At 55.2% G+C, this 10664-nt stretch carries 18 protein-coding genes; 2 read left to right on the plus strand and 16 right to left on the minus strand.

Annotated elements, in window-relative coordinates; genetic code table 11:
- From KH813_RS04515 to infC, 14 genes are all read right to left on the minus strand, one after another.
- On the minus strand, positions 1-287 hold a 287-nt coding region (locus KH813_RS04515), incomplete at its 3' end, for an ATP-binding protein (protein WP_303993777.1).
- On the minus strand, positions 284-1177 hold the full coding sequence (locus tag KH813_RS04520) for a Ppx/GppA phosphatase family protein (protein ID WP_303993780.1): 894 nt from the start codon (positions 1175-1177) through the stop codon (positions 284-286). The genes KH813_RS04515 and KH813_RS04520, both read right to left, overlap by 4 nt.
- A 52-nt stretch (positions 1178-1229) precedes the next feature.
- Positions 1230-1697, minus strand: coding sequence for a S1 domain-containing RNA-binding protein (locus KH813_RS04525; RefSeq protein ID WP_303993783.1), 468 nt, complete (start codon positions 1695-1697; stop codon positions 1230-1232).
- Between the two features lie 76 nt (positions 1698-1773).
- Positions 1774-2127 (minus strand): septum formation initiator family protein, encoded by a 354-nt coding sequence (locus tag KH813_RS04530; protein ID WP_303993786.1) that lies wholly within the window; start codon positions 2125-2127, stop codon positions 1774-1776.
- Between the two features lie 96 nt (positions 2128-2223).
- Positions 2224-2595 carry a 50S ribosomal protein L7/L12 gene (gene rplL, locus KH813_RS04535; RefSeq protein WP_303993789.1) on the minus strand — a complete coding sequence of 124 codons (372 nt, stop codon included), beginning with the start codon at positions 2593-2595 and terminating at the stop codon, positions 2224-2226.
- 29 nt (positions 2596-2624) lie between these two features.
- Positions 2625-3155, minus strand: a complete 531-nt coding sequence (gene rplJ, locus KH813_RS04540; protein ID WP_303993791.1) for a 50S ribosomal protein L10 — start codon at positions 3153-3155, stop codon at positions 2625-2627.
- 180 nt (positions 3156-3335) lie between these two features.
- Positions 3336-4043: a 50S ribosomal protein L1 gene (gene rplA / locus KH813_RS04545; RefSeq protein ID WP_303993792.1), complete on the minus strand. Its 708-nt coding sequence runs from the start codon at positions 4041-4043 to the stop codon at positions 3336-3338.
- A gap of 31 nt (positions 4044-4074) precedes the next feature.
- Entirely contained in the window at positions 4075-4500 is a 426-nt protein-coding gene (gene rplK / locus KH813_RS04550; RefSeq protein WP_075939457.1) for a 50S ribosomal protein L11, read from the minus strand.
- Between the two features lie 70 nt (positions 4501-4570).
- Positions 4571-5122, minus strand: coding sequence for a transcription termination/antitermination protein NusG (gene nusG, locus KH813_RS04555; RefSeq protein WP_303993795.1), 552 nt, complete (start codon positions 5120-5122; stop codon positions 4571-4573).
- 9 nt (positions 5123-5131) lie between these two features.
- A complete protein-coding gene (gene secE / locus KH813_RS04560) occupies positions 5132-5359 on the minus strand; it encodes a preprotein translocase subunit SecE (RefSeq protein WP_075939455.1) in 228 nt (75 codons plus the stop codon).
- A 36-nt stretch (positions 5360-5395) separates the two neighbouring features.
- Entirely contained in the window at positions 5396-5545 is a 150-nt protein-coding gene (gene rpmG, locus KH813_RS04565) for a 50S ribosomal protein L33 (RefSeq protein WP_303993799.1), read from the minus strand.
- 239 nt (positions 5546-5784) lie between these two features.
- A complete protein-coding gene (gene rplT / locus KH813_RS04570) occupies positions 5785-6135 on the minus strand; it encodes a 50S ribosomal protein L20 (RefSeq protein ID WP_303993801.1) in 351 nt (116 codons plus the stop codon).
- Between the two features lie 18 nt (positions 6136-6153).
- Entirely contained in the window at positions 6154-6351 is a 198-nt protein-coding gene (gene rpmI / locus KH813_RS04575) for a 50S ribosomal protein L35 (protein ID WP_303993804.1), read from the minus strand.
- A gap of 11 nt (positions 6352-6362) precedes the next feature.
- Positions 6363-6863 carry a translation initiation factor IF-3 gene (infC, locus tag KH813_RS04580; protein ID WP_303993806.1) on the minus strand — a complete coding sequence of 167 codons (501 nt, stop codon included), beginning with the start codon at positions 6861-6863 and terminating at the stop codon, positions 6363-6365.
- Positions 6864-7255: 392 nt separating this feature from the next.
- Here infC and KH813_RS04585 point away from each other — a divergent pair, with 392 nt between their 5' ends.
- Entirely contained in the window at positions 7256-8452 is a 1197-nt protein-coding gene (locus tag KH813_RS04585) for a nucleotidyltransferase family protein (RefSeq protein WP_303993808.1), read from the plus strand.
- Positions 8449-9567 carry an SLC13 family permease gene (locus tag KH813_RS04590; protein WP_303993809.1) on the plus strand — a complete coding sequence of 373 codons (1119 nt, stop codon included), beginning with the start codon at positions 8449-8451 and terminating at the stop codon, positions 9565-9567. Before KH813_RS04585 ends, KH813_RS04590 begins: the two co-directional genes overlap by 4 nt.
- Positions 9568-9612: 45 nt before the next feature.
- On the opposite strand, the gene pyrR is transcribed toward KH813_RS04590, so the two are convergent.
- Positions 9613-10146: a bifunctional pyr operon transcriptional regulator/uracil phosphoribosyltransferase PyrR gene (gene pyrR / locus KH813_RS04595; protein WP_303993811.1), complete on the minus strand. Its 534-nt coding sequence runs from the start codon at positions 10144-10146 to the stop codon at positions 9613-9615.
- On the minus strand, positions 10146-10664 hold a 519-nt coding region (locus KH813_RS04600; RefSeq protein ID WP_303993814.1), incomplete at its 5' end, for an RluA family pseudouridine synthase. The genes pyrR and KH813_RS04600, both read right to left, overlap by 1 nt.

Here is a 10664-nt window from a genome sequence, read left to right on the forward strand (position 1 = left end):
GTTCGCACCGCCCGCGGCACGTCCGCGTCCAAACGGTAAAAGGGCAGTTTCAAGTTCCGCGCCAAGGCGCGCACGAATTCGACTTCCGCATCCGCCGCCTCTCGTAAATGGTGATGCACATACGCCAGTCCCGCGGTGATGTGAAACTCTTCTTGCGCCGCCGAAAGATAAAGCGCGAGGGCCAGCGAATCCGGTCCGCCGCTGCAACCGATCAAGACGGCATCGCCCGGCGCAAACAGCGCCTGTTCCCGCACGAAAGCATTGACTTTCGCGACAAAATCCGTCACAAGAGATAAGCCTCCCGATAGATTCCTTCCAGTAAATCCCGATCGCTTACGGTAATTTCCGGCAGCGCAAAATATTCCAGTAAACTTTCCGCGACGACCGCGCCCGCTACGATAATATCCGCCCGCTCGCGCGCCAAACCGGGCAGCTTCGTGCGTTCTTCGTACGACATGCCGGTCAAGCGTTCGCGCAACGCGTGCAAATCCTCATACGCGAGCACGTAACCCTGCACTTTTTCGGCATCATAAGGTTCGAGCTCCAACAACATCGAGACGATACTCGTCATCGTGCCGCCGACGCCGATCCAGCTTTTCACGCCTTGCACTTCGGTCGTTTCTTCTTTCAATACGGCAAAGCAATATTTTTTCAATTCGGCGATTCCGCGCGGCGTCATCATATCAAACTCGCGTGTACCGCGCACCGCTCCCAGCGGCATGCTGACGGCCGCCCCGAGTTCGCCGCCGAAGCCGACGCCGATTTCCGTGCTGCCGCCGCCGATATCGACGACCGCCGTCACCAGACTATTCGTCGTGACCGCGCCCAGGTAACCGTAGCGCGCTTCGTCAACGCCGCTGATAATACGTACCGGCGCCCCGATGATCCGGGTCACTTGCCGCGCGAACGCTTCGCCGTCGCTCGCCTCACGCAGCGCATTCGTACCGACAACGGTCCACCGTTCGACGCCCGCTTCGCGCGCTTCGTCAACAAGTTCCCGAATACCCGCCAAGGTGCGATTTTTCGCCGCCTCATTAAGCGGGCTGCCCGCCGCCAAGCCGTCGCCGAGCCGCGTCGCCCGAATATCTTTTCGCAATGTGGTCGTCTGATCTTCCACTGTTTCCGCGACCAGTAAACGTACCGAATTCGTGCCGATATCCAGTACCGCCTGTTTCATAGTTGCCTCCTATAAAAAAAGCACCCTTTGCAGGATGCCCGGTTATTAACCGTTAATCGGACCGTCGCGCGCCGCGTCCGCCGCGTTTGGATTCGGTGTTACGCTTCAAATCACTCAGGCGTTCATCGCTGTCTTTCAGGAACCGGCTGAGTTTGTCTTCAAACGAGGTCGGTCCTTGGGAACGACGGTTGCCGCCGCGTCTCGCCGCGGGCGGTCGCCGATCGGCATAGGGCGCATGACCCGCGTCATTACGGCGCGGTGCCGGCCCGCTCGTCGTCTGCGGTCGCGGCTGAGCCTGCTTCATCGAAAGAGCGATTTTGCCGTTGGCGTCCATCGAAACGACTTTGACTGTGACTTTCTGATCTACCGTTAAATACTCATTGATGTCGCTGACGTACTCATGCGCCACCTCTGAAATATGCACCAATCCTACCTTTTTGTCCGGCAGTTCGACAAATGCCCCGAACTTCGCCAAGCCCGTGACAACTCCTTCAACTATGCTTCCGACTGTTACGCTCATGCGTTGATAATATCCTCCTTAGATAACAACTGAATAAGTATCTTTATTATACGAAATAATCCGTTTGCATGCAATGTTAGCGGATATAGGGGACTTCGTTGGGTTTTACCAAACCGAGTTGTTCCCGCGCTTCCTTCTCCACCGCCTTTGGATCGTTATATTTCGCTTTTTCCGCTTCCAGCGCACGCTGCTCGGCCTCCAACTGCTGCTGCTGTTGTTCGACGCGAGTCATTTCCTGATCCAAATCCCAGTATTTCAAATACCTTTCGACGAAAAAGACGGCAAGGAGGAGAATGAGTATACCGAAGACTATATATTTTATATTTTTCCACCATGGTGACGGCTTACGGCGTCTCACCGGCGGTTGGTTTGAAAGCGGCGCTTGGGCGGGATTTGTCCGCGGCGGTCTCTGCGGGTTATATTTGGTCATTGCGATTCCCTTTCTGTACGCGTTCATTGTATCATACTCAACCGCATTTAGCGCAATAAAAAAACGTCCCCGCAGGGACGTTTTTTAGCAGGTCGATTATTTCAATTCGACTTTTGCGCCAACTTCTTCGAGCTGTGCTTTCAAAGCTTCCGCGTCTTCTTTGGAAACGCCTTCTTTGACGTTGCCCGGAGCGCCGTCAACGAGAGCTTTCGCTTCTTTCAGGCCCAAGCCGGTCGCTTCGCGAACGACTTTAATAACTTTCAGTTTGGACGCGCCGACTTCAGCGAGTACAACGTCGAATTCGGATTTTTCTTCCGCCGCCGCGCCGGCTGCTGCCGGGCCTGCTGCCGCTACCGCTACCGGAGCCGCTGCCGAAACACCGAATTTTTCTTCCATAGCTTTTACGAGATCGGCGAGTTCGAGAACCGACATCTCTTCAATGGCTTGCATAAGTTCTTCTTTAGTCATTATAATTCCTCCTTAAATGAATCCGCTAATTAAGCGCTTTCTTTTTGTTTACGAATCGCCTCGAGTACATACACGAGGTTGGTAATGTTGCCCTGCAGGCAACGTACAAAGCCGGTAATCGGCGCCTGCATGCTGCCGACCACTTTGGCCAAGAGCACTTCACGGCTCGGCAAGTCAGCCAGATGCTGCACTTCGTCGACACCGATGACCGCGCCTTCGAGCAGACCCGCTTTCACGGTGATCGCTTCGCTCTTTGTTTCGTCGATAAATTCTTTGAGTGCTTTCGCCGGCGCAACCGCGTCGGATTCCGAGATCGCAATCGCGTTCGGACCGGTCAATTGATCGGCGAATTCTCCCAAGCCCAGGTCGTTGGCCGCAATCGCGGTCAAGGTATTTTTAATAACCTGATAGTGAACGCCGTGTTCCAAGAATTTGCGACGTAATTGGTTGGCGGTCGCTACGTTCAAGCCGACATATTCGACCAAAACGGCGCCTTTCGCGCTTTCCAATTTCCCGCGCATTTCATCAATGACTTGCTTTTTTTGCGGTGTTCCTGCCAATGGTGACACCTCCTTTTGTGAAAGATTTTTTATATTTAGCACGTTAGCTAAGAAAAAACGACCTCGCTTGTGACGAGGTCGCGCACCGAAGCTTCGCGGCTTCGGTACTCAGCCTCGGGTGGCGGACAGCGTCCATTATATATACAACCACCGGTCTTAAGCTAAGTGTAAATAGTAAGATCAGTCTTCCTTCGGTGCATCCACTTTGGTCGGATCCAAAGTCACACCCGGTCCCATGGTCGAGCTCAAAGTGACGGATTTCATATACTGTCCTTTGATCGACGCCGGACGCGCTTTCGCGATGCGATCGAAGATCGAGCGAATGTTGTCACGCAATTGGTCTTCGCTGAAAGACGCTTTGCCGACCGACAGCTGGATGTTGCCCGCTTTATCGGTGCGGTATTCGACTTTACCCGCTTTGACTTCCTGGACCGCTTTGGCGACGTCCATGGTGACAGTACCGACTTTCGGGTTCGGCATGAGACCTTTCGGACCCAACACTTTACCCAAACGGCCGACAATGGCCATCATGTCCGGAGTAGCGACAACGACATCAAAGTCGAGCCAGCCGCCCTGGATTTTGGCAACGAGTTCTTCGCCGCCTACAAAGTCCGCGCCGGCATCTTCCGCTTCCTGCACTTTCGCACCTTTCGCAAACACGAGAACGCGTTTCGATTTACCGGTGCCGTGCGGCAATACCATTGCGCCGCGGATCTGCTGATCCGCATATTTCGGATCGACATTCAAATTGAATGCGAGTTCGATTGTTTCATCAAATTTAGCCGTTGCCGTCTGTTTGACCAGCGACACCGCTTCGTCCAACCCGTACTGCGTATCGCGGTCGACGAGAGCGGAGGCCTGTTTACTGCGTTTTGTCAGTTTAGCCATGTTTCCTCCTAATAAGGTTCGTAAGAACCGCTTACTCTTCTACCGTAATACCCATGCTGCGGGCTGTGCCTTCGACCATCATCATCGCCGCTTCCACGTCGTTGGCGTTGAGGTCGGGCATCTTCATTTCCGCGATTTCGCGAACTTGCTGTTTCGTTACTTTGCCGACTTTGTTTTTATTCGGCTCACCGGACGCTTTTTCCAAACCGGCTGCTTTTTTCAATAAAACAGCGGCCGGCGGCGTTTTGGTGACGAACGTGAACGAACGGTCTTCGTATACGGTAATTTCTACCGGAATAATCAGACCTTGCTGTTTGGCGGTACGGGCGTTAAATTCCTGTACGAACGCCATAATGTTCACACCTGCCTGACCGAGGGCCGGGCCTACCGGCGGTGCCGGAGTAGCCTTACCTGCTTCGACCTGCAGTTTGACGAATTTCGATACTTTCTTTGCCATGTCTTACACCTCCTTATGCGTAAGATGTGGTGCCAACGAGCTTACGCTCTCCCACCCGCGCATGCGCGCGTCATTTAGAGTGTATATCAGGCGCGGCCTCAAATTGGGTCGCATCCAACTCTACCGGGGTAGCGCCGCCGAACATGTTCAGCAGCACGCGGATCCGGCCTTTGTCCGGAAGAATTTCCGTGACGTTCGCCATCTGATCCGTAAAAGCGCCCTGGGTAATGCGAATTTTATCGCCGACCTTGACGGTCAACTTCGCTACCGGCGCCGCTTGCTCTTCCTGACCGTGTAAAATGCGGGCGACTTCTTCGTCGCTCAGCGGAATCGGCTTGGTCGCCGTGCCGACAAAACCCGTGACTCCGGGCGTGTTGCGCACGACATACCAGCTGCGGTCATTGACTTCCATTTCCACCAGCACATAGCCCGGAAAGACTTTGCGCTGGACAATTTTCTTATTGCCGTCCTTGATATCGACTTCTTCCTGCATCGGTACCAGGATCTGACGGATCGTATCCGTCATGCCCAAGGATTGAACTTTTAACTCCAAGTTCGTTTTGACCTTGTTTTCATATCCGGAATAGGTATGAATCACATACCATTTGATGTCGGACGCCATATTGCCTCCTTACATCGCTCCGGCAAGAACACCGGCGAACAATTTATAGAATCCCGTGAAGACGAAATCGACTGCCATGATCAGCAGGCTAATGAAGGCAACCGTGATCAAAACCACAATTGTGTAACGCACCAATTCATTCTTCGTCGGCCATACCACTTTTTTCATTTCCTGTCGTACGCCGCGGAAAAAGGACGTTACGCCTTGCTGCTGTACTTGTGTGTTTTGTCTTGCCATCGTTTCCTCCGCTCCTCGAGAGTCGCTTGCGAAACCTTATTTGGTTTCGCGATGCAACGTTTGTTTTTTACAGAATTTGCAATACTTGTTGAGTTCCAGACGTTCCGTCGTGTGTTTCTTGTTTTTGTTCGTCTGGTAGTTGCGTTGCTTGCATTCGGTGCAAGCCAGTGTTATCGCGTCGCGCATTGTGACACCTCACTTATTTCAACTGACTGCGACGGTTCGCGTCGAGTGATAATTATCGGATTTTACCGTCAATACATGCTTATATACTTTACCACATTTCATATACCATGTCAAACGGATACGCCCCCGTTGCCGGCGGCCTCGACCGCCTTTCGCAAGGGGATACAACTACACTTTTTCAGCGGGCGTACGGTCGCCGCGAGGAAAAAGCGAAAGCCCTCCGAGCGAGGGCTTTTTGCTTACGCGTTTTTGGCAAGCTCGGTCAGCTTGGTGAACGCGGCCGGATCTTGAATGGCCATGTCGGAAAGCATCTTGCGGTTGATCGTGACACCCGCTTTGTTCAAGCCGGCGATCAAAGCGCTGTAATTCATGCCGTTCAGGCGGGCCGCCGCGTTAATACGGGCGATCCAGAGACGACGGAATTCGCGTTTTTTACGGCGACGGTCGCGGCGCGCATACGCCAGCGAGTGCATTACCGATTCGTTCGCCTTTTTGAACTGGCGATTACGAGCACCACGATAGCCTTTCGCTAATTTTAAGATTTTTTTATGACGACGGCGTGCGGTCACGCCTTTTTTTACTCGTGCCATGAATGATTTCCTCCTGTCTTAGCCGTTCGGCAACATACGTTCCACGCGTTTTTGATCCGCTTTGCTGATCATTGCGGCTTTACGCAACTGACGCAGGCGTTTCGGCGTCTTCTTCTCTAAGATATGACTTTTGTATGCTTTCGAACGTTTGAATTGGCCGGTACCCGTTTTCTTGAAACGTTTAGCGGCGGCGCGTTTGGTTTTAATTTTCGGCATAATAAGCCTCCTCATTTACTTTTCGGTACTAACATCATCGTCATGTTGCGACCTTCGAGTTTCGGGCCGCGTTCCTGATCGGCCAGCTCTTTGAGTTCATCGGCGAACCGGACCAAGAGTTGTTCACCCAATTCCGGGTGGCTGAGTTCACGGCCGCGGAACATGATCGTGACTTTGACTTTGCTTTCGTCTTCTAAGAAACGAATCGCGTTTTTCATCTTGACATAGAAGTCGTGGTCCTCGATATTCGGACGCAGCTTGACTTCTTTTACCGTGATGACTTTCTGCTTCTTGCGTGCTTCTTTTTCGCGTTTCTGCTGTTCGTAGCGGTACTTGCCGTAATTCATCAGACGGCAAACCGGCGGACGACCTTGCGGCGCGACTTCGACCAAATCCAAGCCGTGCTCTTCGGCGATCGCCAAGGCCTCGCGCTGCGACATGACGCCCAGCTGTTCGTTATCCTCGCTGACCAGCCGTACTTCGCGGGCACGAATTTGTTCGTTGATACGCAATTCTTTGCTAATGGGGTTTCACCTCCTGAAAATGCATTGGAAACCTAATCAAGCAAAATAAAAAACGGACGGCAAGATGCCATCCGTCCTGTTCCATCTGCGGAAACCCTAGTAACTGCACGTCGTGTAGGGTGAGAAGCGGATGACTTCTACTTGATCATTACTGATTAATCATACCAAACAAAAGCGATTCTGTCAACTTACTTTTTAGAAAAGGTATCTTTTATTCAGTTCGTTCAGTATAAAAAATTCTCCGCAACTTGTCAAGCATTCGTCGCCGTCGTATACTGACCGCAAGGAAACGCGCCGCCCTAAAGGCGCGCCGTCGTTTCATCCGTCCGAAAAAAACAAAACGCCGGACCGCTGTTATTTTTTTACATGAAGGAGTTCGCATGTCATCCGCTACCGAAGTCGCAGGCATTATCGCCGAATACAACCCGTTGCATCAGGGGCATGTCGCCCAAATCAATACCGTGCGCAAAGCATTCGGCGAGGCGCCGCTCGTGATCGCGCTCACGGGCTCGTTCGTGCAGCGCGGCGAGCCCGCCGTGGCCGATCCGTGGACACGAGCACGCTGGGCGCTGCGCGCCGGCGCGGACTTGGTGGTGGAACTGCCCGCGGTATTTGCGCTGCGCAGCGCGGAGCATTTCGCGGCGGGCGGCGTGCGACTGCTGCACGCTCTCGGCGTGACAACCTTGGTGTGCGGCGCGGAAAATCCCGACCTCGCGGCGCTGAAAAAACTGGCCGACGGTCCGGATCCGACCGCGTTACAGACGGCATTGGCGCGGGGATTAAGTTATCCCGCCGCCATGGAGGCCGCGTTCGCCGCCACCGACCCCGATATCGCGCCGCTTTTACGCACACCGAATAACATTTTAGCCGCCGGCTACCTGCGCGCGATCGAACGCTACGCGCCGTCGCTCCGCTTGCTGCCTCTACTGCGCGAGCGCTCCGACAACGCGACGGATATCGCGGGGGTTTCCGGCAGCGCCGTGCGCGCGCGATTACGAGAAGGCCTCGTGCCGCGCGATATGCTGCCCGCGTATACGTATGACGATCTCACGGAGGCCCTGCAGGCGGGCGTCGTGCCTCAACCGGAGCGGTATGAAACGCTCGCTCTGCAGGCGTTGCGTTTGCTGACGCCCGCGACACTTGCCCGACTCGGCGAATTTTCCGAAGGTTTGGAAGATCGCTGGTATGCGGCGCGCGGCGCGGCGACGCTTGCGGAATTTTGGGCCGATGTCAAAACCAAACGCTATCCGCAGACGCGGCTTTCCCGATTACTGGCACAGGTTCTGCTCAACATGCGCCGACAGGATTTGAATGATGCCGACAAGACCGGACCGGCTTGGATCTATCCGCTCGCGTTCACGCCGCGCGGAGCGGCCTTATTGCGCAACGTCACGCTTCCCGTTCTCGACCGCTACGGCAAAATGCGTAAAGCGTTGCCGCCGCAAGTCGTCAACCGGCTCGTGTATGATGAGCGCGCCACCGACTTGGCCGCGCTTTGCCGCGCCAACGCGGAATACCGCGCGGGCGGCGCGCGCTTTTATCGCCGACCCGTGACGATGAACGAGGAGGCGCAATGAAACAATTATGGACCGCTTTTACGCACGACAAAATGCTCATCATCGCATCCGTCATCGCATTTCTGACGATGCTGATCGTGCCGCCCGACAGAACCTACCTGTCGTACTTTAACGGCCGCACGCTGGTATCCATGTGGCTCCTGATGATGGTCATCGCCGGTTTGCGCCGCAACCATTTTTTCCGTTGGCTCGCCCGTCGTCTGCTGCAGATCGGCGACAAGACGCATCACGTGGTGCTCGCGCTACTGTTTTTCGCTTTCGCCATGGCGACTTTCGTCACGAATGATGTCGCGATTTTCATCACTTTACCGCTCGCGATGCGCACCTTGCGCGGCGCGGGGCTGATGCAATACGGCGCGTTCGTCGCGGTGCTCGTCGGTCTCGCCGCCAACTGCGGCAGCATGCTGACGCCGATCGGCAATCCGCAAAATATGTTTTTATTTTCCGCGACCCAACTGACCGCGCTGGAAATTCTCAAGACGACCGGCCCGTTCGCGCTGCTCGCCGCGTTTCTCATGTACCGACGCGTCAGCATACGCTTGCCGCATACGCCGATTGTCATTCAGGAATTCAAACCGTTGTCGGCGCAGTCCAAACGCAATATCGCGCTCTATCTCGGCGCGTTGCTCGTCGCCCTGCTCGCGATCGGCAATGTGTTGCCTCTGTATCCTACGGCGGGCGTGCTCTTTATTTTGACCTATCTCATCTACCCGCACACGCATCGCCACGTGGATTACGGTCTGCTGCTCACGCTGTGCGCGTTTTTTGTCATCGCCGGCAACGCCGTCCGCATGGATTGGCTCGCTGCCTATATTGTGCCGCTGCTGACGCGCTTGCCGTTTACCACCGCGCTCGTCTTGAGTCAATGTATCAGCGATGTGCCGACCGCGATATTACTCGAACCGTTCGGCGCGCCGCCGCGCTCTCTTTTGCTCGGCGTGAATCTCGGCGCGTGGGGAAGCCCTGTCGCCAGTCTCGCGAGCCTCATCGTGTTCCGCCTCTACAAGCGCGAAAAGGAAACGTATCCGCCCGCATTTTTGCCGAATTTCATCCGCAACAACGCGTACTTCCTCTTGCCGGGATTACTGCTCGCGCTGCTGCTCGGCTATCGTTAAGTCGGTCATTTACGCCACAAAAAAAGAACCGTTGCCGGTTCTTTTTTATTCCGCTTTTTCGCGCAACCAGACGCGATCGTTGCCGTCGATTTCCAACAATTCGACCGCCACGTCCTCGCGCTCGGCGGTCGGCACATTTTTACCGACATAATCCGCTCGAATGGGCAGTTCCCGATGACCGCGATCCACCAACACCGCCAGTTGAATGGCGCGCGGGCGTCCCATCGCCATGATGGCGTTCAGCGCGCTGCGCACCGTTCGTCCCGTGTAGAGCACGTCGTCCACCAGCAGCACGAGTTTGCCGTTCACATCGATCGGCGGCAAGCTGCTTTGCGCCGGCGCGGCTTTTTCATCATCGCGAAAGGCCGTCACGTCCAACGCGTAGACCGCGACCTTCACTCCTTCGATGGCTTCGACTTGGCGCGCCAGACGTTCGGCCAGCGGCTCCCCGCGCGTTTCGATACCGATAAACACGGCATCTTCCAAGCCGCGGTTGCGTTCCAAACATTCATGTCCTATGCGTCGCACGACACGCCGTATCGTTTCGGCATCGAGCAGTAAAGTTTTATTTTTCCACATTACGCTTCCTCCCGGGCCTTCGTCAGGCACGCGGCAAAATCTTCCGGCCACGGCGCGGTCACGGTGATCCGTTCGCCGTCCGCCGGTCGGTCAAATGAAAGTTCGGCGGCGTGTAACGCCTGTCCTTCGATCGGGAAGCGATCGCGTTTACGCCCGTAGAGCGGGTCCTGCACGATCGGATACCCGATATAGGATAAATGCACGCGAATTTGATGCGTTCGTCCCGTTTCGAGCGCCAAACGCAGCAGCGCGTAGTGCGGCATGCGTTCGACCACCGCAAAATGCGTCGTCGCGTCACGTCCGTCAGGCAACACCGCCTGACGCAGTCGGTCGCGCGCGTCCCGTCCGAGCGCCAATTTGATAATGCCGCGTTCGTTCGAGGGATTACCGTGCACCAGCGCGTAGTAAATTCGTCCCGCCGAATGCGCGCGGATTTGCGCCTGCAGGCTGTCGCGACCGCGCGGCGTTTTCGCCGCCACCAACAGTCCGGACGTGTCTCGATCCAAACGATGCACGAT

It is taken from the genome of Negativicoccus succinicivorans, from assembly GCF_018373335.1.
GTDB lineage: Bacteria > Bacillota > Negativicutes > Veillonellales > Negativicoccaceae > Negativicoccus > Negativicoccus succinicivorans_A.

Bases quoted from the DNA above. Each gene is read 5' to 3' on its own strand.
- KH813_RS04520 (WP_303993780.1), bottom strand. From the start codon at position 1,177: ATGAAACAGGCGGTACTGGATATCGGCACGAATTCGGTACGTTTACTG.
- KH813_RS04525 (WP_303993783.1), bottom strand. From the start codon at position 1,697: ATGAGCGTAACAGTCGGAAGCATAGTTGAAGGAGTTGTCACGGGCTTG.
- KH813_RS04530 (WP_303993786.1), bottom strand. From the start codon at position 2,127: ATGACCAAATATAACCCGCAGAGACCGCCGCGGACAAATCCCGCCCAA.
- rplL (WP_303993789.1), bottom strand. From the start codon at position 2,595: ATGACTAAAGAAGAACTTATGCAAGCCATTGAAGAGATGTCGGTTCTC.
- rplA (WP_303993792.1), bottom strand. From the start codon at position 4,043: ATGGCTAAACTGACAAAACGCAGTAAACAGGCCTCCGCTCTCGTCGAC.
- rplK (WP_075939457.1), bottom strand. From the start codon at position 4,500: ATGGCAAAGAAAGTATCGAAATTCGTCAAACTGCAGGTCGAAGCAGGT.
- nusG (WP_303993795.1), bottom strand. From the start codon at position 5,122: ATGGCGTCCGACATCAAATGGTATGTGATTCATACCTATTCCGGATAT.
- secE (WP_075939455.1), bottom strand. From the start codon at position 5,359: ATGGCAAGACAAAACACACAAGTACAGCAGCAAGGCGTAACGTCCTTT.
- rpmG (WP_303993799.1), bottom strand. From the start codon at position 5,545: ATGCGCGACGCGATAACACTGGCTTGCACCGAATGCAAGCAACGCAAC.
- rplT (WP_303993801.1), bottom strand. From the start codon at position 6,135: ATGGCACGAGTAAAAAAAGGCGTGACCGCACGCCGTCGTCATAAAAAA.
- rpmI (WP_303993804.1), bottom strand. From the start codon at position 6,351: ATGCCGAAAATTAAAACCAAACGCGCCGCCGCTAAACGTTTCAAGAAA.
- KH813_RS04585 (WP_303993808.1), top strand. From the start codon at position 7,256: ATGTCATCCGCTACCGAAGTCGCAGGCATTATCGCCGAATACAACCCG.
- KH813_RS04590 (WP_303993809.1), top strand. From the start codon at position 8,449: ATGAAACAATTATGGACCGCTTTTACGCACGACAAAATGCTCATCATC.
- pyrR (WP_303993811.1), bottom strand. From the start codon at position 10,146: ATGTGGAAAAATAAAACTTTACTGCTCGATGCCGAAACGATACGGCGT.